The organism is Rhizobium sp. C4 (assembly GCF_021026315.1).
Classification (GTDB): Bacteria; Pseudomonadota; Alphaproteobacteria; order Rhizobiales; family Rhizobiaceae; genus Ensifer_A.
This window is the reverse complement of sequence record NZ_JAJNCX010000003.1, coordinates 142,114-168,770: the sequence shown is the minus strand read 5'-3', so window position 1 is coordinate 168,770 and position 26,657 is coordinate 142,114. Positions and strand designations below refer to the sequence as shown.

The window sequence follows — 26,657 nt, the reverse complement described above, 5'->3', positions numbered from 1 at the left end:
TTGCAAAATCAAACCGGTGTAAAATGGCCGAAAAGAAGAAGTCCGCCCGCGCATCCTCTTCCAACGCATCATCGCAGGCCGTCAAGGCCGCCATCGAGTCACCCCGAGGGGTCAAGACCTGGGCAGAAGCCGCCGCATGGCTCCGCGCTCGCGGCATCGAAGACGTGGAATGCATCACGCCCGATCTCGCCGGCGTTCCGCGCGGCAAGATGATGCCGACCTCGAAATTCACCTCCAACACATCGCTGGCGCTTCCCTCGGCGCTCTACCGTCACACGATCTCGGGCGAATATCCCGACGAGACGGAGAACTTCCGCTACGATTCCCGCGACAGCGACATCAAGCTCGTTCCTGACCTTTCGACGCTCACCGTCGTTCCGTGGGAAACCGATCCGACGGCGCAGGTGATCTGCGATATCGCCGGCTCGACCGGCGAGAAGGTCACCTACACGCCGCGCAACCTGCTGAAGCACGTTGTCGAGCTTTATGCTGCACAGGGCTGGAAGCCGGTCGTGGCGCCTGAAATCGAGTTCTACCTCGTCGCCAAGAATGACGACCCCGACTATCCGCTGCATCCGCCGTCAGGCCGCTCGGGTCGCTCGATCGTCGGCGGACAGGCCTATTCGATCGCGGGCGTCAACGAGTTCGACGAACTGGTGGACGATATCTACCATTATTCGGAAAAGCAGGGTCTCGAGATCGACACCCTGATCCACGAAGAGGGGCCGGCGCAGCTCGAAATCAACCTGCGTCACGGCGATCCGGTGGAACTGGCCGACCAGGTCTTCCTGTTCAAGCGCACGATCCGCGAAGCCGCGCTGAACCATGGCATCTACGCCACCTTCATGGCCAAGCCCATGCAGGGCCAGGCGGGTTCGGCCATGCACATCCACCAGTCGGTGGTGGACCTGAAGACGGGCAAGAACATCTTCTCGAAGCCGGACGGCGATCCGTCGGATGCCTTCTTCCACTTCATTGGCGGCATGCAGCGCTATATCCCGCGCGCCATGGTCATGATGGCGCCTTACGTGAACTCTTATCGTCGCCTGACGCCCGATATGGCCGCGCCGCTCAACACGGCCTGGGGCTATGACAACCGCACCACGGCCTTCCGTGTTCCCGTTTCGGATGCGGCCGCACGGCGCGTCGAAAACCGCCTGCCGGGTTCGGATGCCAACCCCTATCTCGCGCTCGCAGCGTCGCTTGCCTGCGGCTATCTCGGCATGATGCAGGCGCTGAAGCCGACGGAGCCGACGGCGGAGACGGCAAACGAAGGCGCGATCGAACTGCCGCGCGGCCTGCTGGAGGCCGTGTCGCTGCTCGAAAGCGAACAGTCGCTGCACGATGTCTTCACCTCCGAGTTCATCCATATCTTTGCCGGCGTGAAGCGCGGCGAGTTCGAGACCTTCATGCAGGTGATCAGCCCGTGGGAGCGGGAGTTCCTTCTGCTCAACGTCTAACGTCATTGCGGGCCCTTGAAGCGGGGCCCGCATGTCCTATCTCAGATCGCGAGGACGACCTCGCCCCTGTCGGGTCAAGCAAAGCCGGGACGACCCGCATTTACGGTGATCGTCATGTCATGGATATTTCTGCTTGTCGCTGGTGGCCTTGAAGTCGTCTGGGCCTATTCGATGAAACTCTCGCACGGGTTCACGCGACCGGTTCCCTCCATCGTTACAATCGTCGCCATGCTCGGCTCGGTCGGGCTGCTGGCACTTGCCATGCGCGAACTTCCGCTCGGAACCTCCTATATGATCTGGACGGGCATCGGCGCGCTCGGGGCGTTTCTGGTCGGCGTGATCTTTCTCGGCGATGCCCTCACGCCGATGCGGGCCATTGCTGCAACATGCATTCTGGTCGGCCTGGTGACCATGAAAATGGCGTCGTGACGCCGCTGCGAATACCCAGAACTTCCGGGTTTGGCACGGTCAGCGCAGGCGATTGGCACCCTCCCCTGACCGGTTCCAGCTTGTGGCAAAGATGCAATTTCGCACGCGAAACCGGTTTCCACTTTCGCTGGAATTGCTCTAAGGTCGCCCCGCATTGCGCATTTTTTCGCGTCGCACACTAGCGCAATTAAATCGATTAGATTATATGTGCCTCCATCATTCTCCCAAGGACAAAGCTTCATGAGCAGCCAGATCATTCCCGTTGAGCCGTTCGATTACGTCGTCTTCGGCGGCACCGGCGACCTTGCAGAGCGCAAGCTTCTTCCCGCCCTTTATCATCGGCAAATGGCCGGCCAGTTCTCGGAACCGACACGGATCATTGGCGCATCCCGCACCGAGATGACCCATGACGAATATCGGAATTTCGCGACCGAAGCTCTGAAGGAGCATCTGAAGGCGGACGAACTGGACAAGGACGAGCTCGACAAGTTCTGCGCCCGCCTCTTCTACGTGTCCGTCGATGCCAAGGCCGACAAGGGCTGGGACAAGCTGAAGTCGCTGCTGGACGAGGGAAAGGAGCGCGTGCGCGCCTTCTATCTGGCCGTCGGCCCCGCGCTCTTCGGCGACTTCTCGGAAAAGATCCGCGACCACAAGCTGATCACCAAGCAGACGCGCATCGTCGTCGAAAAGCCGATCGGCCGCGACCTCGATTCGGCCCTGCAGCTCAACGACACGATCGGCAAGGTGTTCAAGGAAGAGCAGATCTTCCGCATCGACCACTATCTCGGCAAGGAAACGGTGCAGAACCTGATGGCGCTGCGCTTTGCCAACGCGCTCTATGAGCCGCTGTGGAATGCCGAGCATATCGACCATGTGCAGATCACGGTTGCCGAATCCGTCGGCCTTGAAAGCCGCGCGGGCTATTACGACAAGGCCGGTGCGCTGCGCGACATGGTGCAGAACCACATTCTCCAGCTTCTCTGCCTCGTCGCCATGGAACCCCCGTCGTCGATGGACCCGGAAGCGGTCCGCGACGAGAAGCTCAAGGTTCTGCGCTCGCTGAAGCCGATCACCGCCGCCAATGTCGAGCGGATGACGGTGCGCGGCCAGTACAAGGCCGGCGCTTCGGCAAGCGGCCCGGTGAAGGGTTATCTCGAAGAGCTGGAAGGCGGCGTGTCCGACACGGAAACCTTCGTTGCGCTCAAGGCCGAGATCGGCAGCTGGCGTTGGGCGGGTGTTCCCTTCTACCTCCGCACGGGCAAGCGTCTCGTCACCCGCATGTCGGAAATCGTCATCACCTTCAAGCCGGTTCCGCATTCGATCTTCGACGAGGCGGCTGGCCGCATCGCCGCCAACCAGCTTGTCATCCGCCTGCAGCCGGATGAAGGCGTGAAGCAGTGGCTGATGATCAAGGATCCGGGTCCGGGCGGCATGCGCCTGCGCCACGTTCCGCTAGACATGACCTTCGCCCAGGCCTTCGAAGTCCGCAATCCGGATGCCTATGAGCGCCTGCTGCTCGACGTCATCCGCAACAACCAGACGCTGTTCATGCGCCGCGACGAGGTCGAGGCGGCATGGCGCTGGGTCGATCCGATCCTCAAGTCCTGGGAAGAGACCGGGCAGAAATGCCAGAGCTACACGGCCGGCACCTGGGGTCCGAGCCAGGCCATCGCACTCATCGAACGCGACGGCCGCACCTGGCACGAGGGAGAATAAGGCATGGCGTTCAGCCGCAAGGATTTTGAAAACGGGGCTGCACTGGCGGAAGGGCTGGCGACACGCGTCGCTGGCGCTCTTTCGGATGCGGTTGCCGCGCGCGGATCAGCCAGCCTCGCCGTATCCGGCGGCTCGACGCCCAAGGCTTTCTTCAAGGTCCTCTCGGGCAAGGACATTGCCTGGGACAAGGTGACGATCACGCTGGTGGACGAGCGTTTTGTGCCCGCCGACAATCCGCGATCGAACCACAAGCTTGCGAACGAGTTCCTGTTGATCGGCAAGACGGCGGCGGCGCGTTTCGTGCCGCTCTATCATGCCGCCGAAACGGCGGAAGACGCCGCAAAGACCGCAACGCAGGCAACGGCAGACGTCTCCGATCCGTTCGACGTGGCGATCCTCGGCATGGGTAGTGACGGGCACACGGCCTCGTTCTTTCCCGGCGGCAACCATCTGGCGCAAGCGCTGGACGCCAGCCGTCCGCGCGGCGTCATGACGATGGAAGCAGACGGTGCCGGCGAACCGCGTCTCACCTTCTCGTTCTCCGCCCTTCAGGATGCACGGTTGCTGGCCCTGCATATCGAGGGCGCCGAAAAGGCTTCCGTTCTGGAAAAGGCACTGAGCGGCGGCGACGAGGCAGAGATGCCGATCCGCGCCGTGCTGAACCGGGCCACGTCCCCGGTCGAAATCTACTGGGCGCCCTGACCTCCCGACGATCGCGCCCCCAACCCATCTAGACGAAAGGCAGGAAGACCATGTCTGCGAACAGCAAGATTTCCGCCATCACGCAACGCATTGTCGAGCGCTCGAAGCCGACGCGCGGGCTCTATCTGGAGCGCATTTCAGCGGCAGCGGCCAAGGGCGTGCATCGCTCGGTGCTCGGCTGCGCCAATCTCGCACATGGCTTTGCCGTCTGTTCCCCCTCGGACAAGGCCGCGCTGGCCGGCGATGTCGTTGGCAATCTGGGCATCATCACCGCCTATAACGACATGCTCTCGGCCCACCAGCCGTTCGAAACCTATCCGGCGCTGATCCGCGAAGCCGCCCGCGAGGCAGGCGGCGTGGCGCAGGTTGCAGGCGGCGTGCCGGCCATGTGTGATGGCGTGACGCAGGGCCAGCCGGGCATGGAGCTTTCGCTCTTCTCGCGCGACCTGATCGCCATGGCAGCCGGCATCGGCCTCTCGCACAACATGTTCGATTCGGTCGTCTATCTCGGCGTCTGCGACAAGATCGTGCCCGGTCTTGCCATGGCAGCGCTGACCTTCGGCCACCTGCCGGCAATCTTCGTTCCGGCAGGCCCGATGACGTCCGGCCTGCCGAATGACGAGAAGTCGCGCATCCGCCAGCTCTATGCCGAAGGCAAGGTTGGCCGCGACGAGCTGCTGGAAGCGGAATCCAAATCCTATCACGGCCCCGGCACCTGCACCTTCTACGGCACGGCAAATTCCAACCAGATGCTGATGGAGATCATGGGCTTTCATATGCCCGGTGCCTCCTTCATCAATCCCGGCACGCCGCTGCGCGATGCGCTGACCAAGGAAGCCGCCAAGCGCGCGCTGGCGATCACCGCACAGGGCAATGAATTCACCCCCGCCGGCGAGATGATCGACGAGCGCTCGATCGTCAACGGCGTTGTCGGCCTGCATGCCACGGGCGGCTCGACCAACCACACGCTGCACCTCCTGGCGATTGCCAAGGCAGCCGGCATCCAGCTGACCTGGGAAGACATTTCGGATCTCTCGGATGTTGTGCCGCTGCTTGCCCGCGTCTATCCGAACGGGCTTGCCGATGTGAACCATTTCCACGCCGCCGGTGGCATGGGCTTCCTGATCAAGGAACTGCTGAAAGACGGCATGCTGCATGACGACGTGCGCACCGTCTTCGGCCACGGGCTTGAAGCCTATACGATTGATCCGCGCCTCGGCGAGGACGGCACGGTCGTGCGCGAAAAGGCGCCCCATGCCAGCCACGACCCCAAGGTTCTGACGACGATCGACAAGCCGTTCCAGGCGAATGGCGGCCTCAAGATGCTGACCGGCAATCTCGGCAAGGCGGTCATCAAGATCTCCGCCGTCAAGCCGGAGCGTCACGTCATCGAGGCACCGGCGATCGTGTTCAACGATCAGGCCGAGCTGCAGCAGGCGTTCAAGGACGGCAAGCTGGAGCGCGACTTCGTTGCCGTCGTCCGCTTCCAGGGTCCGAAGGCCAACGGCATGCCGGAACTGCACAAGCTGACGCCGCCGCTTGGCGTGCTGCAGGATCGCGGCTTCAAGGTGGCGCTGGTTACCGACGGACGCATGTCGGGCGCATCGGGCAAGGTGCCGGCGGCAATCCACATGACGCCGGAAGCCGTCAATGGCGGCGCGATTGCCAAGGTGCGTGACGGCGACATGATCCGGCTGGATGCCATCAACGGCACGGTCGAGGTTCTGGTCGACGCGGCCGAGTTTGACGCCCGCCCCGTTGCGACCGCCGACCTGTCGGCCAACGAATACGGCATGGGCCGCGAACTCTTCGCACCCTTCAGGGCGATGGTCGGTGCTGCCGATCAGGGCGCAAGCGTCGTCTTCAATTGAGCTTTGTCAAACCGGGGCAGCGCCTGCCGCCCCGGTTCTCTCCCTGCGTCACAATCGTGTAGCATGGCATTGTTAGGCAGAGGCATCCCGCCTCTTGTTCTGACGCAATTCTCCTCGAAATGCGGCTCCCGCTTTTGTCAGAATTGCCTTAAAAGGAATGCCAACCATGTTGCTGAACCGTCGTGTCGTTCTGGGTATGATTTCCTCCACCGCCCTCCTCCCCTTCGTGAGCCTGCCGGCAGCGGCAGCGGAGACCGGCGTCGACTTCATCATTCTTTCCGATCTCCACTCGGCCTATGAGCGTATGGCGCAACTGCTGCTGGCAATCCAGTCTCGGGTGTCCACTGCCAAGCGTCCGCAGGTCATTCTCTTCAACGGCGACCTCTTCGAGGGCGGCAATGTGGTCGCCACGCGCTCTGCCGGCGAGGCCGATTGGGCATTCCTCGGCACGCTCGCCAAGCTCGCGCCGACCGTCTTCAACATCGGCAATCACGAGTCCGACCTCGACAACGACCTTGCCCATTTCGTCGAACGCGCCAAGGGCCTCGGCGTCACGGTTCTCAGCAATATCGAGGACAAGCGCACCGGCAAGCCCTATACGGAAGCCTCCGCGACGCTGAAGGTTGGCGACACAACGCTCAATATTGCAGCGCTCGGCGTCAACGCGATCAACACCTATCCCAAGGGCTCGCGCGACATGCTGGCGATCCCGCAGCCGGTCGAATGGGCGCGCGCCAACCTGCCGGCCCTGCTGAAGAAGGACGGCATCAACATCGTGCTCAGCCACGCCGGCGTCGTGCCGGACCGCGATATCCTGCCGATGCTGCCCGATGGCACGCTGATGATCGGCGGGCATGACCATCTGACGCTGGTGCATGAGAGCGGCAAGACGCGCTATCTGCATACCGGCTCCTGGGGCTCGCTGCTGACCGTCGCGCATATCGCAGCCCCCGGCGAGGCGGCCACGATCGAACGGGTGGCCATCGATCGCGACGGGCCGGCGGCCGAAGACCTCAAGGCTGTCATCGCCAAGGTTCTGGCAGCCAATCTGAAAGACGAGGACAAAGCGGTCGTTGCCAAGACCACCAAGGCCGAGACGCTGGGCGAAACCGCCCGCTTCACGGCCTCGGCGATTGCCGCCAAGGTGGGCGCGGATATCGGCTTCATCGGTCACACCTCTTTCGGCACCGGCCTGCCCAAGGGTGACGTCACGCGCTTCGACTACAATGCCGCCGTGCGGTTCGAAGGCAAGATCATGAAGGCCGAGGTGGATGCGGCCACGCTTGCCGAAATCCTCAAGCGCTGCAACCAGGATGGCGATGTGCCGCTTTCCGCCCGCACCGGCGATTTCCTCTATGCCGTGCCGGACAAGACGAGCGACAAGAAGACCTATGTCATTGCCTGCAACGACTGGTCGGCGATCAACCGCAAGGCCTATTTCGGCCGCGAGGACATCGCGTTTAGCGAAGTGCCTGACCTGAAGCTGAAGACGCTGGTCGTCGAAGCACTCGGCAAGGCCTGAGGCCGCATCGATGGCGATCCGCGCTGCGCGTGAAGCCGACATTGCCGCCATCATCGAAATCGAGCGGACGCCCGGGTTCGAAAGGTTCTTCGGCTGGTTCTCGGAGGATGAGCATCGCGCGCATCTCTCCGACCCGGATTGCCGGGTGCTGGTTATGGAAGAAGACGGCGCGGTTCAGGGTTTTGCGCTGCTGCGCGGCTTCGTCACCGGCGAAGGCCATATCCGGCTGAACCGGCTTGCCGCGCGAACACCCGGCAACGGCGCGGGGCAACGATTGCTCGACCACGCAAAGGCCATCGCCTTCGAGGCCCCTTCGACGCAACGCTTCTGGCTGCGCGTCGCCGAAACGAACAGCCGCGCGCGGCATGTCTATGAGCGCAACGGCTTCATGCTGGAAGCCCGGCTTCCAAACGGTGGCGTTTCGGCGGCGGGCGAGACCGTCGATATTGCGCGCTACGGGCTTTTGCGAGAGGTTTGGCAATTCGAATCTGCTTGAGATTGCCCCATGAACATCCGCCCCGCGACCCTATCCGACCTTCCCGCGATCATGGCGATCGAGCGGACAGAAGGCTTCGATGCCTATGTCGGCCGATCGGAGCGCGCGCAGCATGAGGCGCTGATGGCGGCGGCGGATTGTCGCTATCTGATGCTGGAGGACGAGACGGGGGCTGCTGGCTTTGCCATCCTGCAAGGTGTCGGTGCGGCCAATGGCGTTGTCTATCTCAAGCGTATCGCCATTCGTTCGCCGGGTAAGGGATTCGGCAAGCGGTTCCTGTCCGCGCTGATCCGGCTGTCCTTCGATGACTATGGTGCGGAGAAGTTCTGGCTGGATGCGTTCGAGACCAATGCCCGTGCCCGGCATGTCTATACCGCCTGCGGCCTGCAGCTCGATGGCGTGCTGAGAGAGCACTATCCGCTGGCCGATGGCACACGGGCCAATCTGGTGGTGATGTCGATCCTGAAGCGGGAGTGGGTGGAGATCGAGGCCCGCAGACAGTCGCGGCTGGTCGCGGAAGCAGATGCTCGCGATGCCGAAACGGCGGAATTCATGGACGCGGCTTTCGCCGATTTGGCCCGGAGCGATGCAGGGAAGGACGTCTGACCCCTCCTCTGACGTTATCCTCGGGCCTGTCCCGAGGATCTGAACACACCGCCTCATCCATTGACGGAGCGGATCAATCTCCCGTGGGCAGATGCTGGGCACAAGGCCGAGCATGACGGCCGTGGAGACGGATTAACGGCGATAAGTCTTGCCCGCCCCGTCAAACAGATGCAGCTTCGAGCCTTCCGCAGCGAGCCTGATCTTCTGACCTTTCCGGATATCGACAATGCCCGGCAGCTTGGCGATCAGGGGTTCGTCGTCGGTCAGGTCCTGGAGATAGAGAAGCGTGACTTCGCCGAGGGCTTCGACGATGTCGACCGTGCCTTCAAAGAGATAGTCGTCGCCAGTGGTCAGCGTCAGGTCTTCCGGGCGAACGCCGAAGCTGGCGGCTTTGCCCTTTTCGCTTGCTGCCGTGGCGATCGGGACATTGACCGTGCTGCCGCCGTGCAGCGAAACGCGTGTCGCATCGCCCGTTTCAGCAATCGTGACCGGAACGATGTTCATGGCCGGCGAGCCGATGAACTGGGCGACGAAGAGGTTGGCCGGGCGCTCATAAAGCTCCAGCGGCGGGCCGACCTGTTCGATATGGCCGGCAGACAGAACCACGATGCGGTCAGCGAGCGTCATGGCCTCGACCTGGTCATGGGTGACGTAGATCATCGTCGTGTCGGCCATCTGCTCGTTGAGCTTGGCGATCTCGATGCGGGTGGCGACGCGCAATGCTGCGTCGAGGTTCGACAGCGGCTCGTCGAAGAGGAAGACCTTGGGGTTGCGGCAGATGGCGCGGCCGATGGCGACGCGCTGGCGCTGGCCACCGGAAAGCGCCTTGGGCAGGCGTTCCAGATAGGGACCGAGCTGGAGGATATCGGCGGCAGCGCGGACGCGGCGGTCTATCTCTTCCTTGCTTTCCTTGGCGATGCGCATGCCGAAGGCCATGTTGTCATAGACCGTCATATGCGGATAGAGCGCGTAGGACTGGAAGACCATGGCGATGCCACGGCGCGCCGGCGGCACTTCGTTGACCCGCTGGCCGTCGATGATCATCTCGCCGCCGGTGATTTCCTCAAGACCGGCGATCATGCGCAACAATGTCGATTTTCCGCAGCCCGAGGGGCCGACGAAGACGACGAACTCGCCCTGCTTGATCTCCAGATCGACGCCCTTGATGACGTCGATTGCGCCGTAGGACTTGCGGATGTCCTTCAGAACCACACCTGCCATGCCCTGTCCTCCCTCTTGTTATTGTACGCGGGCGAAGAATGCGCCCCAGGCCGGAAGCACGATCTGACCGTCCGTCAGATTGGCCTCGAAACCGTGTCCTGTCAGCGTCTCCAGGATGCCTTCCGGTTTTGCCACCGTTTCCGGCCCGGACGACATGTTGAAGTAGCAGACGATCGTTTCATTGCCGAGCTTGCGCTCGAAGCCGAGAACCGGGCCGTCTTCCAGCGTGAAGACGATCTCGCCCTTGGCGAAGGCCGGATGCTGCTTGCGGAAGGCGAGGAAGCGGCCATATTGCGCCATCACCGATGCCTCGTCGGCAGCTTCCGCTGCGACGGAAAGCGGCAGATGCTCCGGCGGAACCGGCAGCCAGGGCTTGGCGGTCGAGAAGCCGCCGAAGTTCGAGCCGTCCCAGACCATGGGCGTGCGGCAACCGTCGCGGCCCTTGAATTCCGGCCAGAACTGAATGCCGTAAGGGTCCTGCAGGTCTTCGAACTGGAGGTCTGCTTCCGGCAGGCCGAGTTCTTCGCCCTGATAGATGCAGGCCGAGCCGCGCAGCGTCAGCAGCAGGGCATTCAGCATTTTCGCGTAAGCCTGCTTGTCGGAAATGCCCTCGCCCCAGCGGGTGACATGGCGCACGACGTCGTGGTTGGAGAAGGCCCAGCAGGCCCAGCCTTCGGGTGCAGCGACTTCAAAGGCGCGCTGAACCTCGGCCACGAATTTCGGGCTCAGCTTCTCGGGCGCCAGGAATTCGAAGGCGTAGCACATCTGCATCTTGTCGCCGCCGGACGTGTATTCGCCGGCAATCTCGAGACCGCGCTGGCTGTCGCCGACTTCGCCGACTGCGGCGATGTCCTGATAGTCGTTCATGACGGCGCGGAGCCGCTTGAGGAATTCCAGGTTCTCCGGACGGTTCTTGTCGTAGAGATGTTCCTGGTGGTTATAGGGGTTCACGGCGGGCGCCGTGTTGGCATTGCGGCGCTCGGGCGGAAGGCCCGGATTGCTGCGCAATTGCTTGTCGTGGAAATAGAAGTTGATCGTGTCGAGGCGGAAGCCATCGACGCCGCGTTCCAGCCAGAAGCGGGCGACGTCGAGAAGCGCGTTCTGGACGTCCGGGTTGTGGAAGTTCAGGTCCGGCTGCGAGGTCAGGAAGTTGTGCAGATAATACTGGCAGCGGCCCGGATCCCAGGCCCAGGCGGAACCGCCGAAGATGGACAGCCAGTTGTTGGGCGGCGTGCCGTCGTCCTTGGGATCGACCCAGACATACCAGTCAGCCTTGTCGTTGTCCTTGCTCGCCGAGCTTTCAACGAACCAGGGGTGCTGGTCGGAGGTGTGAGAGATGACGAGGTCGATCATCACGCGCAGCTTGAGGCGATGGGCCTCCGCAATCATCGCGTCGAAATCGGCAATCGTGCCGAAGATCGGGTCGATGTCGATATAGTTCGACACGTCGTAGCCGAAATCCTTCATCGGCGACTTGAAGAAGGGCGAGATCCAGATCGCGTCGGCGCCAAGCTCGGCGATATGCGACAGGCGGCCGGTGATGCCCTTGAGGTCGCCCACGCCGTCACCATTGCTATCCTGATAGGAGCGCGGATAGATCTGGTAGATCACCGCACCGCGCCACCAGTCTGCGTCGGGAACGAGATTGCCTCTGAGTGTCTGGTTCATGAATGTCAGTCCGATTTCAAATGGTTCGCTGCCTCAGCCGCCCTTGACAGAGCCGGCGAGGAGACCGCGAACGAGATAGCGTTGCAGTGAGAAGAAGACGAGAAGCGGCACGAGGATCGACACGAAAGCCGAGGCCGACAGGATTTCCCAGTTGCCGCCGCGCGAGCCGAGAAGCGCATTGAGCGCGCCGGTCAGCACCAGCTTGTCCTTGTCGGTGCCGAGGAAGACCATGGCGACGAGCAGGTCGTTCCAGACCCAGAGGAACTGGAAGATGGCAAAGGAGGCGAGCGCCGGGAAGGAGAGCGGCAGGACGATCTTCGTGAAGATCTCGAAGTCGCCCGCACCATCGACACGCGCGCTTTCGATGATCTCCTTCGGCAGGCCGACGATGTAGTTGCGCAGCAGGTAGATGGCGAGCGGCAGGCCGAAGGCGGTATGCGCGAGCCATATGCCGGCATAGGTCTTGGATGGAACGCCAAGGAAAGTGCCCACATCGTTATAGAGACGCAGAAGCGGGATCAGCGACATCTGCAGCGGCACAACGATCAGACCTACCACGGCAGCGAGCAGCAGCGTGCGACCCTTGAAGCTCATCCACGAGAGCGCGTAAGCCGCAAAGGCTGCCACGAGGATCGGGATCACGGTTGCGGGGATTGCCACCGTCAGCGAGTTGACGAAGGACTGGCCGATGCCCTCGCCCGTCAGGACGTTGTGATAGTTGGTCATGGTGAAGACCGGCGGGGTCGCGACGGCGAGATAGATGCGGCGGCCGGTATTGTCTTCGGTGAAGGGGGCGTTGCTGGTGTAGCGGTAGCTGCCGTCGGAATTGATCGCCAGCTTGATGCCATCGCCAAGGTCAGCCTCGGTGCCGGCCTTGTAGGCCCGGGGTGCCACGGCCTTGGTGCCGAATGCGCTGACCGAACCTGGCTTGCCTTCAAGCACATTGCCCGAGATCACATAAAGCGGGCCGTCCTGTTTCATCAGGTCGAGGGCGCCGAGGCGTCCGGCCTCGTTGCGCTCGGACGATGAGAAGGCGGTCCACCAGCCCGACACGGTCAACTGGTCCTTGTCACGGAAGGACGAGACGAAGATGCCGAGCGTCGGCATGACCCAGAGCGCCACGACGACAAGAACGGTGAGGTTGACGATCAGACGGGGAAGGCCGATGCGGGCCAGACGCTTGCCGATGCTCATCTCAGCGCCCCTTCATTTCTTCGTTGGCACGACGAATGTTCCAGATCATGATCGGCGTCACCGCGATCATCAGCACGACGGCAATGGCCGCGCTGCGCCCGCTGTCGCCGCCGCCCTGGAACATCCAGCCGAACATGAGGTTGGCAAGAACTTCCGTGTTCCACTGGCCGTTGGTCATGGTGAGGACGATATCGAAGACCTTGAGGACCAGGATGGTGATGGTCGTCCAGACTGTGGCGATCGTGCCCCAGATCTGCGGAACCATGATCTTCCAGAAGATCTGCCAGCCGCTGGCGCCATCGATGACGGCGGCCTCGATCGTCTCTTCCGGAATGCCGCGCAGCGCCGCCGACAGGATCACCATGGCAAAACCGGTCTGGATCCAGATGAGAATGACCATCAGGAAGAAGTTGTTCCAGAACGGAATGGCGAGCCAGACTTCCGGTTGACCTCCGAAATACTGCACGATGGCATTCAGAATACCGATCTGGATCTGTCCCTCGCCGCGGTAGTCGTAGATGAATTTCCAGATGACGGACGCACCGACGAAGGAAATCGCCATCGGCATGAAGACGAGGCTCTTGGCGAAATTGCCCCAGGGCAGCCGGTCGGTCATCACGGCGATGACGAGGCCGAAGAAGGTGCAGGCGGCCGGAACGACGGCAAGCCAGAGAATGTTGTTGAAGATCGACTGCCGGAAACCCGCGTCGGTTGCCGCCCAGATGTAGTTGGAGACGCCGACGAATTCCTGCGCATCGCGGCCGTAGAACGACAGTATGAAGGTGGCGATCACGGGATAGACGAGATAGATCGTCAGAAGCAGGACAGCGGGGCCCAGGAACAGCCATGGCCGGATCATCGCCCTGGTGCGCAGATTGCGCGAGGCCGTGACCACATCGCCCTTGTCGGGCAATGCGAGGTCGAGCGCGCGGTTCGTGAGGTAAAAGTAGGCTGCGGCGACGAAGACGCCGACCACCATGACTATCAGAGCCGACACGATTTGCGACAGCATGTTCCCCTCCCCATCCGGCGAGACCGGCGTACAGCGAACCTCAACAGGTCGTCCGAACGATCACGCTTCTCTTCTTCATCCGGCCTCGCGAGGTCCCTCAGCGTGGCAGCGGCTTTTTGTATTTCTGACACTGGTTCTGCTTGAGGCAGCCGGACAGAAAAACCGGCTGCTGAACTGGCGAAGCCATGGAAGAAGACGCCGGCTTTGAGCCGGCGTCTTCGAGCTTGTTACTGCTTCAGGCCGTCCCAGGCCTTCTGGATCTGGTCGGCGACCTGAGCGGAAGACTTGCCGCTGACATAGTCGACCATGCCGGTCCAGAATGCGCCCGCGCCGATCTTGCCCGGCATGAGGTCCGAACCGTCGAAGCGGAAGGTGGTTGCCGAGGTCAGCAGTTCGCCCTCCTTGCGCAGGGTGTCGTTGGCGTAGGTTGCCGTGTTCACGCCCTTGTAAGGTGTCAGGAAGCCGGACTGAGCCATCCAGACTTCATGCGCGATCGGCGTCTGCAGGAAGGCAACGAAGGCACGAGCGGCCTTGCTATCCTTGGCAATCGTGATCAGCGTGCCAGCACCTTCGACGGGCTTGCCGAGTTCCGGATGCGCAGCATAGGGCGGGAAGTAGAAGAAGTCCGCGTCCTTGCCGAGCTTCGTGCCATCCGGGAAGAAAGACGGGATGAAGGAGGCCTGGCGGTGCATGTAGCACTTCGGCGGCACACCGAAGAGACCCTTCGGGCTGTCGCGGAAGTCGGTCGAGGCGACAGCCTTGGCGCCGCCGTCGACGAACTTGTCGTTCTTGGCGAACCAGCCGAACTCGTCGATCGCCTTCTCAACGATCGGGTCGTTGAACTTCAGTTCGTTCGTCGTCCACTTGTCGTAGTTTTCCGGCGTCGTGGTGCGCAGCATCAGGTCTTCGACCCAGTCGGTTGCCGGCCAGCCGGTCGCGCCACCGGAACCCAGACCGATGCACCACGGCGTACCGCCGTCCTTGACGATCTTCTCCGTCAGCGCCTTCAGCTCTTCCATGGTCGCCGGGACCTTGTAGCCGGCTTCCTTGAAGTTTTCAGGAACATACCAGACCAGCGACTTCAGGTCGGCCTTGTAGGGGAATGCGAAGAAGGCCTTCTTGCCGTCCTTGCCCTTGTAGGTGCCGAGGTCGACCCAGGACTGGCCGGCGCCGTAATTGTCCTTCACCCACTTGGAGGTGTCGTCGCCGAGCGGCGTCAGGAAGCCCTTGGAGGCGAGGTCTGCGAGCAGGCCCGGCTGCGGAAGGATTGCAATATTCGGCGGAGAGCCGGCCTGCGTGTCGATGACGATCTGCTGCTCGTAGTTTTCAGAAGAGGAATACTTGACCGTCGCGCCGGTCGCTTCCGAGAAATAGTTGAGAACGGTGGTCACCAGCTTCTCGTCTTCGCCGCGCCAGGGGCCGAAGATGGTCAGCGTCTCGCCCTTGAGATCGCCATGCGCCTTCTTGAAGGCGTCATAGCTTGCCCAGTTGAACTTGGAATCCTCGCCCGGCTTGAACTTGAGATCAGCCGCCTGTGCGGAACCGCCGACAAGCGCGGCAACCGCCACACCCAAAAGCAACAGTTTCTTCATCTGATTTGCCTCCCTAGCAATCGGCCCTTCGGCCTCAAAAATCGTCTGAATGAAAGCACTTTCCCAAAGCGCTTTGAGCGCCATTCATCCCACCATTCTCCGACCGGAGTCAAGAGGGGACATACAACTTAGGCTGAACATCGACGCCTATTGCGCCGCAATATACCTTTAACGCGCTGCAAAACATGGATTTCACATTTGATCAGCCGGCATTCTCAGGGTAGATTAACATGCGCTTCAGGATGACGCACGTAGAATTATTCAAAGCGCTTTGAAGAACAAGAGGGGATGTTCGGTGAATCTGAAGCAGCTTTCGGACAGGCTGGGGCTTTCGCAAACGACGGTGAGCCGTGCGCTGAACGGTTATCCGGAGGTCAGCGAGGCAACCCGCGAACGCGTGCTGAAGGCAGCGCAGCAGACGGGCTACAAACCGAACAAGGCGGCGCAACGGCTTGCGACCGGCAAGGCCAAGTCGATCGGCCTCGTCATGCAGAGCGCGCCCGAGATCGGCGGCGATCCGCATTTCAGCGAATTCCTGAGCGGGCTGGCCGAAGAGGCCGTGAAACACGACTTCCATTTCGTCATGGCGCCTGCCTCGCCCGACGACGAGGTCAATGCCATCAAGCGGCTGATTGCCAGCGGTTATGTCGATGCGATCTTCCTGGCGCATGTCGTCGACCCCGACCCACGGGTTGACCTTCTGCGCTCCTCGTCCATCCCCTATCTGCTGCATGGCAGGATCATGGGAGACGTGCACGACTATCCCTATCTCGACGTCGACAACGAAGGCGCCTTCTACACGGCCGCCAAGCTGCTGCTGCAGCTGGGGCACAAGCGCTTTGCGCTGATGAATGGCATGGAGCGCTTCACCTTCGCCATGCGGCGCAAGATCGGTCTGGAAAAGGCTCTCGCAGAGGCAGGTCTCACGCTTCCCTCTGACCTCGTGCATCACAGTGTCATGAGCGATCAGGCAGGCTTCCGCGCGATGGAGCGGTTTCTGGCTCGTCCGGAAAGGCCGACGGCCGTTCTCTGCGCCAGTACGGCACTCGCGCTCGGGGCCGTGCGGGCCATCAACAAGGCCGGGCTGAAGCTTGGCACCGATATCTCGCTGATCGCTCACGACGACGTGCTGTCGACGCTTCGTCCGGAGAATTTCAGCGTACCGCTGACGACGACGCGCTCATCGCTGAAGGCTGCCGGCGCACGGATCGGGCAACGGCTGATCGAAACGCTTGAAGGGTCCAGCGACCTGCCCGACCAGGAACTCTGGGAGGCCGAGCTGATCGTCCGGGCCTCGACGGGCCCTGCCCCCGCCTGAGCCCAACCTGAAACGCAGAAGGCCGCGCGGGGCGCGGCCTTCGGGATCTTCTCTTGATGGCCTGCTCGGAGCTTACCGGCCGAAAGCATTGACTTTGCGACGGCGGCGCAGCTGCTCTGCCGTGATGAAACGCACCTGGTCGCGCAGGGACTGCATGTCGGTCAGGACATCTTCCAGCGCCTCTTCCGAGGGCTGCTGCATGGCCTTGCGCGCATCCAGACGAAGCTCTGCCATCCGCACAACGATGTCACGTGCAGGCTTGAGTTCAAACTGTTCCGGCTCATCGTTGGAGCCTTCCGGCATGGAATTCTGGCGGCCGGTTTCAGGCCACATCCGCTCCAGCATGTCGATCTGCTCGAGAATGCCGCGCGGCACCACGGCCGTCGGCCTTGCCGGCATGTCGACGGGCTCGCTTCTCGTGCGCAATTCGCGCGCCACGCCGAGCGCGACGACCGAGGCAGCCATCAGCAGCGACAGGATGACGAGTTCGGCCTGATAAAGCAGGACCGAGCCGGCAGGGATGACGCGGGCCTTGGAAACCAGCGTGAAGCCGATCGGTTCGGCAGAGGCGGGCGGAGTTGCCTTTGCCTGAGCGATGGGTTGCGCGGTCAGGCTGCGGGCAATGTGGTTGGCGATCAACGCGTCGAAGGCCGGCGCGCCTGAATTGACCTTGATGTCGATGACGGACGCGCGGTCGGAAGGGGCAATCTCGATGGCGGCGGCGAGAACATCCTCGGCTTTCCTGTCACCGAAGAAGCCGCTTTCCGCGAGATTAAGCTCTGCGCTCGTCTTGAGCAGGGAGGCCGGGGCGAGGATCCCCTTGCGCATTTGCGCAACGGCTTCTGCCGGCGCCACCACGCTGGAGCCATCGTTTCCGGAAAACGCCACGACCTGCGCAGGCGCGGACTTCGGCGCGTTTTGCCAGCCCATGAGAGATGCGGCAGAAAGGCCAAGCAGGATGCAAAGGCTTGCTGCGGCCCAACGGCGTGGCTTGAGGTTCCGGCATGCCGACAATGCGTCGCCCATGCCAAATGCCCGAACTGAAATGCTTCCAACCATGCATCTGCCCCTGCATAGAACAACGAATTCCTTAACGTTGTTAAACAAACAAGGGTAATAAATGGTTAACGGCGGGCGCCCGGAACCGATCTCAGACGGTGAGGTTCTCGCCGTGGAGATAGGGGCGTCCCAGAACCCGCACGACGAACGCCTGGCGCAACGTGCGGGCGATGAAAAGCGGATTGCCGATGATATAGCGGCGCCAAAGCCGCTTCGGCTCGATCAGCAGCCTGAATATCCATTCCAAGCGCAGCCGCCGGACGACGCGCGGAGCGCGCGGCACGGCCTTGCCGACGAAATCAAACAGCGCGCCGACACACAGGACAAGCCTCGCATGTTCGGGCCGGATGTAGTTGTCGACCCACTTCTCCTGCTTCGGGCTGCCAAGACCGACCAGCAGAATGTCCAGCTTGAGCGCTTCGACACGCTCCGCCACCGCCACCGAATCCGCATCATCGAAATAGCCGTCCGAAACGACGACAAACTCATGCCAGGGCGCGTGTCGCTTGAAGTTCATCGCCGCCTTTTCAGCTACGTCGCCAAGGCCGCCAATGAGACCGATGCGCTTGGGGCGATCCATGTAGGTCAGCAGAGCCGGCACGAAATCCGTGCCGTTGAGGTTTGCCGGGAATTTGTCGCCATAGACAACGGTCGCCGCAATATCGACGCCGACGCCGTCGGGCAGGATCATCTGCCTGGCAAGAACCTCACGGTATTCCGCGTCGGCATACATGATGTTGGCGTTGTTGGCATTGAGGAAGGATATCACGGTCTGCCCCAGGGGCAGGCACGCCATCTGGTTGGCGAAAGCAAGCGCCTCTGCATAGGTGAAGCAGGACACATCAAGGCCAAGGATCGCCCGACGGCTGACGGCGGCCGACTTCAGGTGAGATATGTGGTTCACGAGCGCGCCTCCCCATTTGGGGAGCGACAGGTACGGGGTACGCAGCCCTGAGAACTCGGAACGGACACATTACGCATGAAACTTGCCTCAACCACATTTTGCGGTGAGGTGACGCTAGTCAAATCCCCTAAAGACCTTGCTAACGGGTATCGTCAATTCCGGGGCTTTCCATTTACCTTTTATTAAGAGGTAGGCCAAAAGGGCATGGGAAGGGATAACATAGCCCGTATTTTACTTTGTTAAATCAATGACCTAATTGATTTTAAGCATTCATTATCCAGTTTGACATTTCGAAGGAGGTTTACCAAATCGTTAATGCCCTTCGGCGGCAGGTTTCTCCTCGTGTGTGCCATCCTTGGGCGTCTCGCCCTTCACGATGGATTCACCGCTCTGGATCGTCCCCTTCTTCTGCGCCATGCTGGCGCGAAGGTCTTCCTTGGAGAGATAGTCGATCTGCTCGATGAGGACGTCGTAGACAACTTCCTGGCCGAGCCGCTTGTTCACGGCCTCCTTGATCATCTGGCGGAAGGCCGCGACGTCGAAGCTGCTTCGCTGTTCCAGATTGATCATCCGGTCGCCGACAAGCGAGGTGTACAGCTCGTCGGTGATCAGGACATCCAGCGGAACATGGATCGTCGTCACCTTCACCTTGTCGACCACATAGGACAGGCGCGTCAGGAAATAGCCCTTGACCGCGCCGTCCTCGATGACCGGCAGACTGGTCAATTCGCCGCGAACCGTCTCCTCGGCCGCCTTGCGGGCGGCAGCCGCCTCATCGACCTTGGGTGCAAGCGCCATCTGCACGGAAAAATAGGTCGCGATCAAAGCGACGATCGCAACCCATACCCCGGAGATGACGAGCTTGAGCATGGCCGGTTTCAGAACTCGCTATACTGGAAGTGTTCCTGCTGATAGGTGCCGTCGTTCTCGGCGTCGCGGGCGGCCCCCTTGAGGATCTCCGCAACGGCGCGGACAGCCTCCATATGAGCCTGGACCTTGCGCGCGTTGGCGTTCAGCTTGGCCTTGAGGACACGCATCTGGGTGGCGAAGGTCGGCGGAACGAATTCAGGCTTCGTATCGCGGAACAGCATCGTCAGTTCGTATAGGCAACGGCTCTTCTGCGCATTCGACGCCTTGATGTCGAATTCCGGATCGGCGCCGAGCCTGTTGTTCTCGTTGTCGATGATGAGTTCGAGACGACCCAGAACATTGGTGATGCGCGTATCACCCGGCGTTGCTTCCAACATGTTCATAGCGTTCAACCCTTGGTCTTGGTGTCAGTGCCGGGCAGAAGATCGGCCATGCCGACCCGCTGCTGCTGGGCGGCGATGATCGATGCGACATTGTTGATGCGCCCGCTTTCCGCCGCGTGATCCTTCGGCTTGAGGCCTTCATCGTAGATGCCGCCGCGCATCATGTGGTCGGCAATGCCGATGCCGCCGCGCTTGGCGATCGAGTTGGCGATCTGCTCGGCCGACATGCTCTTCCAGATGTCGCCGGCCATGCCCTTGCCGTAAACGTCTTCGCTGTCGTTCGGCATCATGTATTTGAGGAAGTTCTGCAGCACCATGGCTTCGAACTTGCGGTAGGTCTCCGGCGTCTGCGCCTCGCTGGAGGTGACATTTGTCGCCGTGTGCGGCGCATTCGTCCGGTCAAGGCGCATGCCGACAGCGCGGTCGAGACTTGCGACATCGGTGGCGAAACCCTGATCCTGTCGCGTGAGCCGCGCGGCGGCGAGCGTTGCCGTCTGTGTCCGCAGCTTCTCTTGCGCCTCTTGCACGCGCGTCGGGTCAGCCGCGTTGACGACGTCCATCACGATATCGCTGGGGGGAGAAATTGCCATGATTGCCTCGCGTTCATTTCGAAGCCGTCGCAAGCGACGCGCCGGCGCAAAATAATCTTGCGACGCTATTATTCTCCGCCAAGCTTGCTGGAGGCTGGCGCGGGCATGGAAAGCCGCATCTCGATCAGATCGATGACGGCATTGTCTTCCTTCTCACGATCCTCAGCCGAGCGGGCATCCTTCCAGTTTTCCTCCAGCCGGTCGCCTTTCGCCTTTTCCTTCAGGATCTGCTTTTCTTGGCTGTCCTGGAGATCATCGAGGCGCTGGTCTTCACCGGAGAGGCGGCCGTACTGTGCGGCATATTGCGACTTCATGCCGGCATGGATCGGATTGAAGGAGCCGATCGCTTCAATGGCCTCGTCCATCCGCTCGGAGAGCTCCTGCCGCCGCTGCGTGGTTTCAGCAAGCTCAAGCTCGGCGATGCGTTCCATGTGCCGCTGGACGGCGACGAGGCGTTTCAGTTTGGCTGCCCTGCCCTTGTCCGCCATGTTTGCCTCACACGCTTGAGAAGAGAGGAACGAAGGCGTCGGCAAACAGCCGGACGAGCGACGCGATGCCGAAATAGAGCAGGATCAGACCACCGAAGACGATGAAGGGCTGCGACACGAAATAGACGGGCATCTGCGGCGCAAGCTTGTTGATGAAACCGACGGTCACGTTGAACAGAAGCCCGTAGAGCACGAAGGGGCTCGCCAGCCGCAGCATGATCATGAAGGTGGAGCTCAGCGTGTTGGTGAGCGTCACCAGCGCCTTGCGGCTTTCGAAAACCCCGCCGACCGGCAATGTCCGATAGGAGTCTGCAAGCGCGTGAATGATGACATGGTGGAAATCCATCATGAACAGGAGCAGCAGGCCTGCGAAGCTGATCATGATGGTGATTTCGTTTTCGGTCCCGTCTTCCAGGATGTCGTTGGCCGGCGGCGCGTTGAAGCCCGTCATCATGGTCATGACGGTGCCGGTAAACTGCAGACCCAGAACGAAAAAACGGGCGACCATGCCGATGACCACGCCGATCATGCCCTCAATGAAGACGGTGGCGATATAGGTCGTCTCGGGTTTGGTGGCGACGGCATAGACCGTGTTCCAAAGGAGCGGCGTCAGCGCCATGGAGACACCCAACGCCACGAACAGCCGAAGCTGGGCTGGGATACGAGCGCTGGAAAATCCCGGCAGCACCATAAAGCAGCCGCCCACCCGACAGAAGACCGCAAAGAGTGCAAGCACTGTTCCTTGCGGATCGTTGATCATGAAATCGAGCCCAGGATCTTGATCTCGATGCCCTTGGCCAGTTCCACATGCGAGAGCACCGGCAGGGTCGCGAACAGCCGCTCGATGATCATGCGGACATAGGAGCGCGTTTCCGGCGAGGTGACGAGAACGAAGGGCATGCCGCGGTCCAGATATTCGCGCACGACCTGCGAGGCCTGTTCCGAGAATTCTTCCAGCTGGCGCGGGTCGATGTCGAATTCGACAACCTCGCCCTTAGGGTCGCGCTTGAGCGCCTGATGGAACACGAGGTCCCATTTGTTGCCGAGGCGGAGCACGCGCAGGACGCCATTGTCGGCCAGATCGCCGCAAAGCTGCTGCGCCATGCGCACGCGCACATGCTCGACGATCTGCTCGGTCTTGCGCACATGCGGGGCAAGCTCGGCCACGGCTTCGAGGATCAGGTGCAGGTTGCGGATCGAGACGCGCTCGGCAAGCAGCAGCTTCAGCACCGCCTGCAGGCCGGAATAGGACATGTGCGAGGTGCAGATCTCGTCCGCCAGCTTCTTGTACTCCGGGTCGAGGCGATCGATCAGGATCTTCACGTCCTTGTAGGACAGGAGCTGCGGCAGGTTGTTGCGGATCACTTCGCTCAGGTGCGTCAGCACGACCGAGACGTTGTCGATCGGGTGGAAGCCTTCGCGTTTCAGCTCTTCCATGAAGGTTTCTAGGATCGAGACCGCAGGCATGCCGAAGGCGGGCTCGCGGATATCGTCGCCCGGGATCGACGGCTTGCGGCCGCCGCCGGTGATGACGAGAACTTCGCCGACACGCAGCGAATTCGAGGCGACCGTCGTGCCGTGGATGCGGATCTGGTAGTTCTTGTCCGGAATGGCGATATCGTCGCTGACCTTGATTTCGGGAACGACGAAACCGTACTGGCTGGCGAATTTCTTGCGCATCTTGCCGACACGGAACGCCAGTTCCTGATGCGCGCCGAGGAGGCGCGTCGAAATCTGCTTGCCGAGAAGAAGTTCGATTTCGGCGGTCTTGAGAACGTTCTTGACCGAGTCGCTCTCGTTTTCCTTGACCTGCCGGGCCTTCTTTTCCTCAACCTCGCGGCGGGAGCGGTTCTCCGCCTCGATCTGGCGCGGGATGAACCAGCTGCCGAATGCCATGGCGCCGGAGAGCACTGCGAAGGGGAGGAAAGGCAAGCCGGGCATCAAGGCCAGCAAGGCCATCATGCCGGCCGCCACCGAAAGCGCCCGGGGATAGCCGCTCAACTGGCTGATGACGGCCTTGTCGGTCGAGCCGAGGTTGCCGCCGCGCGATACGAGCATGCCGGCGGCGAGCGAAACGACGAGCGCGGGGATCTGCGCCACCAGGCCGTCGCCCACCGAGAGCTTGACGTAGACGTCGGCGGCCTGGCCGAGCGGCATGCCATGGCGGAAATAGCCGATGATGATGCCGCCGAAGACGTTGATCGCGGTGATCAGCAGACCGGCGACCGCGTCGCCACGGACGAACTTGGACGCACCGTCCATCGCGCCGAAGAAGGAGCTTTCCTGCTCCAGCTCGCGACGACGGCTCTGCGCTTCCTTCTCGTCGATGATGCCGGCGGCAAGGTCGGCGTCGATCGACATCTGCTTGCCGGGGATGGCGTCGAGGGTGAAGCGCGCACCGACTTCAGCGATACGCGTCGCACCCTTGGTGATAACGATGAAGTTGATGACGATGAGGATCAGGAAGACGATGACCCCGATCACGAAGTCGCCGGACATGACGATCTGCGCGAAACCGGCAATCACCCCGCCGGCCGCGTGCTCGCCCTCATTGCCATGCGCCAGGATGAGGCGCGTCGTTGCGATGTTGAGCGACAGGCGCGTCATCGTCGCAATAAGCAGGATGGTCGGGAAGGACGAGAATTCGAGCGGCTTCTGGATCCACAGCGAGACCATGAGAATCAGGACCGCAAGCGCCATGGAGAAGGCAAGGCCGATATCGATCATGAATGCCGGGATCGGCAGGAACAGGATCGAGAGCATCGCGACGATACCGACGGCGAAGCCGACATCGCTGAGATTGGGTCCCGCCTTGGGCGTGGGAACTGATGTCGTCACTGCCATGCTTTTTCGTCCGTCTCATCATGAGATAAAAGCCGCGCCAATGCGCGTCATGAGACGAGGAATAGGCAATGAAGCTTGCGCGAGGGGTGCACGAGCCCCTGCCCCGGTCAGAAACCGGACTGAATGCGCGAGAAGATCATGTTGGTGAAGATCGAAATCTGCGCGCCGATGAAGGGCGCCGAGAGCGCAACGGTCGCCATGACGGCGAGGATCTTCGGAACGAAGGTGAGGGTCATTTCCTGAACCTGTGTCAGCGCCTGAATGAGGGCGATGACCACGCCCACGACCATGGCCGCGCCAACGGCGGGGCCCGCCGAGACGATCACCGTCCAGATCGCGGCCTGGACGATGTCGAGTGCATCCGCCTCATTCATGGCCTGCTCAATTGCTCGTCGTCGTGCTGGTCGTTGCAGGTGCGGTGATGGTCACGCCGCTGCCGATGGTCATCTTCGACCCGGAATCGAGCGTTGCCGTCAGCGTTACCGCACTCGTCGAGCTGTCGGTCGCGACGTTGATGCTCTTGACGATACCGGTATTTCCGTCAGCATCGGTCACCGTCTTGCCGATGAGGTTGCCGGCCTGCCCGATCATGCTCTGCGAGATCAGCGTCGACAGGTTCGTGTTCATCTTGACCTGCTGCTCGACCTGCGAGAACGAGGCGAGCTGCGACATCTGCTGCGTCGTGTCCATCGGACTCGTCGGGTCCTGGTTCTGCAGTTCGGCCATGAACAGCTTGAGGAAGCTGTTGTAGTTCAGGCTTGCAGCCGAGGCCGCAGAAGCGCCTGACGTGCCCGCGGCCTGGGTGCCCGTTGCTGCCTGCTGTGCCGCTGTTACCGCGCTGACCATGGTGCAATCTCCTTGCGGATCTGTTCGACCGCTGCGGGTGTCATTTCCTCGTCGTTGAGGATCTTTTCCTCAATCGGATAAAGCGACCGGATTGCCTTCAGGGCATCAAAGGCGCGGCCCGTCGAAACCATGCCGTCGATGCGCTTCAGCTCTGCCAGTACTTCCTCGTTCTGGAAGCAGGAGAGCAGCATGGTGATCGACTTGCGGAACATCACCATCGACTGCTGGGCGCCTTCCGGGTTGATCAGCATCATCTGGGCGATGAAGTAGAGCTGCTTGAGCGGCGTGTTCGCCTGCTCCGGCTGAAGAACGTGGTTTTCCAGCAGGAAGGTGACGTCGTTCAGGAATTCGAGTGCGACCTTGCGATCGACGCGCAGCACTGCGCCATTGATGAAGATCCTTTCGCCGGATTTCAGAGATATTCGCAGTGTGCTTTTCATTTCAGTCCATCCCTGATGATGGTTGTAATTTCGACGATGCCCTGGAAGTTGTCGGATTCGCGTTTGCGGATCTTTTCTGTCTCGTTGAGTATCCAGATGGCGATCGAGATGAGGTTGGCTTTGAGCTCGGGTTCGAGCTGGTTATCCGGCAGGCAAAGGTCTTCGGTGAGCCTTATCCAGAGCATGCGCGTATAATAGATGGCTTCGACGGCCTCATTGGAATTGCGGCCGCGCGCGGCTGCGGCGGACATCAGTTCGATCGAACGATCGAGCACCTGACGTTCACGTTCCTTGGCGTCGGCGACGCCGTCTTCCATGACCTCTGCGTAAGAAAACTGGTACATTTACATATCCTTCGTCACGAGAGGTAGTTCGCGAGACTGAGCTTCTGGAGGCGCGATGTCAGCTGATAGGAGGCTTCCATCTGCGCGAGAAGATTATTGACCTTGGTGCTGGCCTCGTAAGCATCCACCTCGTTCAAATTGTTGAAGGCCGTTTCGACGATGTTCACCTGAGCCGTCATCGTGTCATTGGCCGTCTTGACGCGGGCTTCCGAGAGACCGAGCGCCGAGCGCTGGGCGTCCACGCCGGCGACCGCTTCGCCCATGTAACCGATCGCGGTCTTGCTGATATATTGTCGGACATCCGACGTGACATCCGAGCCCAGCAGTTCCACACCCAATACGGACGCGAGAGCGAACTTGCGGAAGCCGTCGTTGTTGGCGTTGGTTGAGCTCTGGACCGTTTCAGCGGTATTGACCCGTGAGGTCATGTTCGTGTCGGACGCGGCTGACCAGTCGGTTTTCCAGGCATCACTGCCATTTCCGGCCGTGTACATCGGCGCCAGATTGTTCTCCACGAAGTCCTGCATCTGAGCGACCGTGAAGTTCGACATCGAGCCGATGCCGTTGGCCGACATGTAGTTCGTGAGCGCCGTATTGAAGCTCGCCTTGGCAGCAGAGGCGGTGTCATAGGTCTTCAGCGGCTGGTTGGCCGTGTTGATGCCCGAGAACAGAAATTCACCGTTGGCCGACGTGTTGCCGGAGGAGATGAACGCGTCGAGCTGGCTCTGCAGCGACTGCGTCGTGGTGTTGAGCAGCGTCTTGTCGTCCGAGCCGGAAAGCGCGATCAGCGAATTCATCGACGTCTGGATGTCGCTCGACATGTTGCCCAGCGCCGATTGCGAGGCCGAAAGGCGCTGCGAAACGATCGAGTTGGAATCGACGATCGAGTTCAGCCGGCTTTTCTCCGCCGTCAGGTTGACGCTTCGTCCGCTCTGGTAGCCCAGCGCAATGCCCTGGTCTGCGAAAGTGCCGGTCGATACCTCGGTCTGCGCCTTCAGAAGCTGCGACTGCGACTCGCTCACGGTCTGCCGCATCGAGTTCTGCATGGCCAGGTTAGAGGTGAAGGAAATTCGCATCAGCCC

Annotated in this window: 27 protein-coding genes; 9 read left to right on the top strand and 18 right to left on the bottom strand. The window is 61.3% G+C overall.

The genetic code is table 11. From position 1 onward, the window contains the following. The first annotated feature begins 23 nt into the window (after positions 1-23). The 8 genes from LQK84_RS07200 to LQK84_RS07165 all read left to right on the top strand — a co-directional run bounded on the left by LQK84_RS07200 (position 24) and on the right by LQK84_RS07165 (position 8,802). Positions 24-1,460 (top strand): glutamine synthetase family protein, encoded by a 1,437-nt coding sequence (locus LQK84_RS07200; protein ID WP_230828014.1) that lies wholly within the window; start codon positions 24-26, stop codon positions 1,458-1,460. Between the two features lie 114 nt (positions 1,461-1,574). After that, a complete protein-coding gene (locus LQK84_RS07195; RefSeq protein ID WP_230828013.1) occupies positions 1,575-1,889 on the top strand; it encodes a DMT family transporter in 315 nt (104 codons plus the stop codon). A 240-nt stretch (positions 1,890-2,129) separates the two neighbouring features. Beyond that, the gene (gene zwf, locus LQK84_RS07190) at positions 2,130-3,605 is read left to right on the top strand and encodes a glucose-6-phosphate dehydrogenase (RefSeq protein ID WP_230828012.1); all 1,476 of its coding nucleotides are present in this window, start codon (positions 2,130-2,132) and stop codon (positions 3,603-3,605) included. A 3-nt stretch (positions 3,606-3,608) separates the two neighbouring features. After that, positions 3,609-4,307 carry a 6-phosphogluconolactonase gene (gene pgl / locus LQK84_RS07185; protein ID WP_230828011.1) on the top strand — a complete coding sequence of 233 codons (699 nt, stop codon included), beginning with the start codon at positions 3,609-3,611 and terminating at the stop codon, positions 4,305-4,307. Between the two features lie 50 nt (positions 4,308-4,357). Beyond that, positions 4,358-6,178, top strand: a complete 1,821-nt coding sequence (gene edd, locus LQK84_RS07180) for a phosphogluconate dehydratase (RefSeq protein ID WP_230828010.1) — start codon at positions 4,358-4,360, stop codon at positions 6,176-6,178. 166 nt (positions 6,179-6,344) lie between these two features. Continuing rightward, complete coding sequence (locus tag LQK84_RS07175) at positions 6,345-7,700, top strand: metallophosphoesterase (protein ID WP_230828009.1); 1,356 nt, start codon at positions 6,345-6,347, stop codon at positions 7,698-7,700. Between the two features lie 10 nt (positions 7,701-7,710). After that, complete coding sequence (locus tag LQK84_RS07170; RefSeq protein ID WP_230828008.1) at positions 7,711-8,196, top strand: GNAT family N-acetyltransferase; 486 nt, start codon at positions 7,711-7,713, stop codon at positions 8,194-8,196. Positions 8,197-8,205: 9 nt separating this feature from the next. Then, the gene (locus LQK84_RS07165; RefSeq protein ID WP_230828007.1) at positions 8,206-8,802 is read left to right on the top strand and encodes a GNAT family N-acetyltransferase; all 597 of its coding nucleotides are present in this window, start codon (positions 8,206-8,208) and stop codon (positions 8,800-8,802) included. Between the two features lie 132 nt (positions 8,803-8,934). On the opposite strand, the gene LQK84_RS07160 is transcribed toward LQK84_RS07165, so the two are convergent. The 5 genes from LQK84_RS07160 to LQK84_RS07140 all read right to left on the bottom strand — a co-directional run bounded on the left by LQK84_RS07160 (position 8,935) and on the right by LQK84_RS07140 (position 15,489). Next, positions 8,935-10,023 (bottom strand): ABC transporter ATP-binding protein, encoded by a 1,089-nt coding sequence (locus LQK84_RS07160; protein WP_230828006.1) that lies wholly within the window; start codon positions 10,021-10,023, stop codon positions 8,935-8,937. 18 nt (positions 10,024-10,041) lie between these two features. Continuing rightward, entirely contained in the window at positions 10,042-11,691 is a 1,650-nt protein-coding gene (bglA, locus tag LQK84_RS07155) for a beta-galactosidase BglA (RefSeq protein ID WP_230828005.1), read from the bottom strand. Between the two features lie 33 nt (positions 11,692-11,724). Continuing rightward, entirely contained in the window at positions 11,725-12,885 is a 1,161-nt protein-coding gene (locus tag LQK84_RS07150; protein ID WP_230828004.1) for a carbohydrate ABC transporter permease, read from the bottom strand. A 1-nt stretch (position 12,886) separates the two neighbouring features. Continuing rightward, a complete protein-coding gene (locus LQK84_RS07145; RefSeq protein ID WP_230828003.1) occupies positions 12,887-13,897 on the bottom strand; it encodes a carbohydrate ABC transporter permease in 1,011 nt (336 codons plus the stop codon). Between the two features lie 227 nt (positions 13,898-14,124). Continuing rightward, positions 14,125-15,489 carry an ABC transporter substrate-binding protein gene (locus LQK84_RS07140; protein ID WP_230828002.1) on the bottom strand — a complete coding sequence of 455 codons (1,365 nt, stop codon included), beginning with the start codon at positions 15,487-15,489 and terminating at the stop codon, positions 14,125-14,127. A gap of 295 nt (positions 15,490-15,784) precedes the next feature. On the opposite strand from LQK84_RS07140, the gene LQK84_RS07135 reads away from it, so the two are divergent. Beyond that, positions 15,785-16,807, top strand: a complete 1,023-nt coding sequence (locus LQK84_RS07135; RefSeq protein ID WP_230828001.1) for a LacI family DNA-binding transcriptional regulator — start codon at positions 15,785-15,787, stop codon at positions 16,805-16,807. Positions 16,808-16,879: 72 nt separating this feature from the next. Here the strand turns inward: LQK84_RS07135 and LQK84_RS07130 are convergent, their stop codons facing one another. The 13 genes from LQK84_RS07130 to LQK84_RS07070 all read right to left on the bottom strand — a co-directional run bounded on the left by LQK84_RS07130 (position 16,880) and on the right by LQK84_RS07070 (position 26,651). Further along, entirely contained in the window at positions 16,880-17,833 is a 954-nt protein-coding gene (locus LQK84_RS07130) for a hypothetical protein (protein ID WP_230828000.1), read from the bottom strand. Positions 17,834-17,957: 124 nt separating this feature from the next. Next, entirely contained in the window at positions 17,958-18,770 is an 813-nt protein-coding gene (locus LQK84_RS07125) for a WecB/TagA/CpsF family glycosyltransferase (protein ID WP_230827999.1), read from the bottom strand. A 312-nt stretch (positions 18,771-19,082) separates the two neighbouring features. Further along, positions 19,083-19,640 (bottom strand): hypothetical protein, encoded by a 558-nt coding sequence (locus tag LQK84_RS07120; RefSeq protein ID WP_230827998.1) that lies wholly within the window; start codon positions 19,638-19,640, stop codon positions 19,083-19,085. Positions 19,641-19,648: 8 nt separating this feature from the next. Further along, positions 19,649-20,014 (bottom strand): hypothetical protein, encoded by a 366-nt coding sequence (locus tag LQK84_RS07115; RefSeq protein ID WP_442966928.1) that lies wholly within the window; start codon positions 20,012-20,014, stop codon positions 19,649-19,651. Between the two features lie 14 nt (positions 20,015-20,028). After that, positions 20,029-20,613, bottom strand: a complete 585-nt coding sequence (locus LQK84_RS07110) for a rod-binding protein (RefSeq protein ID WP_230827997.1) — start codon at positions 20,611-20,613, stop codon at positions 20,029-20,031. A 68-nt stretch (positions 20,614-20,681) separates the two neighbouring features. Beyond that, positions 20,682-21,101 (bottom strand): hypothetical protein, encoded by a 420-nt coding sequence (locus tag LQK84_RS07105; protein WP_230827996.1) that lies wholly within the window; start codon positions 21,099-21,101, stop codon positions 20,682-20,684. 7 nt (positions 21,102-21,108) lie between these two features. Further along, positions 21,109-21,861, bottom strand: a complete 753-nt coding sequence (gene fliR, locus LQK84_RS07100) for a flagellar biosynthetic protein FliR (protein ID WP_230827995.1) — start codon at positions 21,859-21,861, stop codon at positions 21,109-21,111. Beyond that, positions 21,858-23,945: a flagellar biosynthesis protein FlhA gene (gene flhA, locus LQK84_RS07095; protein ID WP_230827994.1), complete on the bottom strand. Its 2,088-nt coding sequence runs from the start codon at positions 23,943-23,945 to the stop codon at positions 21,858-21,860. The genes fliR and flhA overlap by 4 nt, the downstream gene beginning before the upstream one ends. A 107-nt stretch (positions 23,946-24,052) precedes the next feature. Then, entirely contained in the window at positions 24,053-24,319 is a 267-nt protein-coding gene (gene fliQ / locus LQK84_RS07090; RefSeq protein ID WP_112628497.1) for a flagellar biosynthesis protein FliQ, read from the bottom strand. 7 nt (positions 24,320-24,326) lie between these two features. After that, complete coding sequence (flgD, locus tag LQK84_RS07085; protein ID WP_230827993.1) at positions 24,327-24,791, bottom strand: flagellar hook assembly protein FlgD; 465 nt, start codon at positions 24,789-24,791, stop codon at positions 24,327-24,329. Continuing rightward, a complete protein-coding gene (gene flbT, locus LQK84_RS07080) occupies positions 24,776-25,231 on the bottom strand; it encodes a flagellar biosynthesis repressor FlbT (RefSeq protein WP_230827992.1) in 456 nt (151 codons plus the stop codon). The genes flgD and flbT overlap by 16 nt, the downstream gene beginning before the upstream one ends. After that, a complete protein-coding gene (flaF, locus tag LQK84_RS07075) occupies positions 25,228-25,575 on the bottom strand; it encodes a flagellar biosynthesis regulator FlaF (protein ID WP_230827991.1) in 348 nt (115 codons plus the stop codon). The genes flbT and flaF overlap by 4 nt, the downstream gene beginning before the upstream one ends. Positions 25,576-25,589: 14 nt before the next feature. Next, positions 25,590-26,651, bottom strand: a complete 1,062-nt coding sequence (locus tag LQK84_RS07070) for a flagellar hook-associated family protein (RefSeq protein WP_230827990.1) — start codon at positions 26,649-26,651, stop codon at positions 25,590-25,592. Positions 26,652-26,657 lie beyond the last annotated feature (6 nt).

What these genes read in the sequence shown, in the direction of transcription:
- LQK84_RS07200 (WP_230828014.1), top strand. Translation starts at nt 24, where the DNA reads ATGGCCGAAAAGAAGAAGTCCGCCCGCGCATCCTCTTCCAACGCATCA.
- LQK84_RS07195 (WP_230828013.1), top strand. Translation starts at nt 1,575, where the DNA reads ATGTCATGGATATTTCTGCTTGTCGCTGGTGGCCTTGAAGTCGTCTGG.
- zwf (WP_230828012.1), top strand. Translation starts at nt 2,130, where the DNA reads ATGAGCAGCCAGATCATTCCCGTTGAGCCGTTCGATTACGTCGTCTTC.
- pgl (WP_230828011.1), top strand. Translation starts at nt 3,609, where the DNA reads ATGGCGTTCAGCCGCAAGGATTTTGAAAACGGGGCTGCACTGGCGGAA.
- edd (WP_230828010.1), top strand. Translation starts at nt 4,358, where the DNA reads ATGTCTGCGAACAGCAAGATTTCCGCCATCACGCAACGCATTGTCGAG.
- LQK84_RS07175 (WP_230828009.1), top strand. Translation starts at nt 6,345, where the DNA reads ATGTTGCTGAACCGTCGTGTCGTTCTGGGTATGATTTCCTCCACCGCC.
- LQK84_RS07170 (WP_230828008.1), top strand. Translation starts at nt 7,711, where the DNA reads ATGGCGATCCGCGCTGCGCGTGAAGCCGACATTGCCGCCATCATCGAA.
- LQK84_RS07165 (WP_230828007.1), top strand. Translation starts at nt 8,206, where the DNA reads ATGAACATCCGCCCCGCGACCCTATCCGACCTTCCCGCGATCATGGCG.
- LQK84_RS07160 (WP_230828006.1), bottom strand. Translation starts at nt 10,023, where the DNA reads ATGGCAGGTGTGGTTCTGAAGGACATCCGCAAGTCCTACGGCGCAATC.
- bglA (WP_230828005.1), bottom strand. Translation starts at nt 11,691, where the DNA reads ATGAACCAGACACTCAGAGGCAATCTCGTTCCCGACGCAGACTGGTGG.
- LQK84_RS07150 (WP_230828004.1), bottom strand. Translation starts at nt 12,885, where the DNA reads ATGAGCATCGGCAAGCGTCTGGCCCGCATCGGCCTTCCCCGTCTGATC.
- LQK84_RS07145 (WP_230828003.1), bottom strand. Translation starts at nt 13,897, where the DNA reads ATGCTGTCGCAAATCGTGTCGGCTCTGATAGTCATGGTGGTCGGCGTC.
- LQK84_RS07140 (WP_230828002.1), bottom strand. Translation starts at nt 15,489, where the DNA reads ATGAAGAAACTGTTGCTTTTGGGTGTGGCGGTTGCCGCGCTTGTCGGC.
- LQK84_RS07130 (WP_230828000.1), bottom strand. Translation starts at nt 17,833, where the DNA reads ATGGGCGACGCATTGTCGGCATGCCGGAACCTCAAGCCACGCCGTTGG.
- LQK84_RS07120 (WP_230827998.1), bottom strand. Translation starts at nt 19,640, where the DNA reads ATGCTCAAGCTCGTCATCTCCGGGGTATGGGTTGCGATCGTCGCTTTG.
- LQK84_RS07110 (WP_230827997.1), bottom strand. Translation starts at nt 20,613, where the DNA reads ATGGCAATTTCTCCCCCCAGCGATATCGTGATGGACGTCGTCAACGCG.
- LQK84_RS07105 (WP_230827996.1), bottom strand. Translation starts at nt 21,101, where the DNA reads ATGGCGGACAAGGGCAGGGCAGCCAAACTGAAACGCCTCGTCGCCGTC.
- fliR (WP_230827995.1), bottom strand. Translation starts at nt 21,861, where the DNA reads ATGATCAACGATCCGCAAGGAACAGTGCTTGCACTCTTTGCGGTCTTC.
- flhA (WP_230827994.1), bottom strand. Translation starts at nt 23,945, where the DNA reads ATGGCAGTGACGACATCAGTTCCCACGCCCAAGGCGGGACCCAATCTC.
- fliQ (WP_112628497.1), bottom strand. Translation starts at nt 24,319, where the DNA reads ATGAATGAGGCGGATGCACTCGACATCGTCCAGGCCGCGATCTGGACG.
- flgD (WP_230827993.1), bottom strand. Translation starts at nt 24,791, where the DNA reads ATGGTCAGCGCGGTAACAGCGGCACAGCAGGCAGCAACGGGCACCCAG.
- flbT (WP_230827992.1), bottom strand. Translation starts at nt 25,231, where the DNA reads ATGAAAAGCACACTGCGAATATCTCTGAAATCCGGCGAAAGGATCTTC.
- flaF (WP_230827991.1), bottom strand. Translation starts at nt 25,575, where the DNA reads ATGTACCAGTTTTCTTACGCAGAGGTCATGGAAGACGGCGTCGCCGAC.
- LQK84_RS07070 (WP_230827990.1), bottom strand. Translation starts at nt 26,651, where the DNA reads ATGCGAATTTCCTTCACCTCTAACCTGGCCATGCAGAACTCGATGCGG.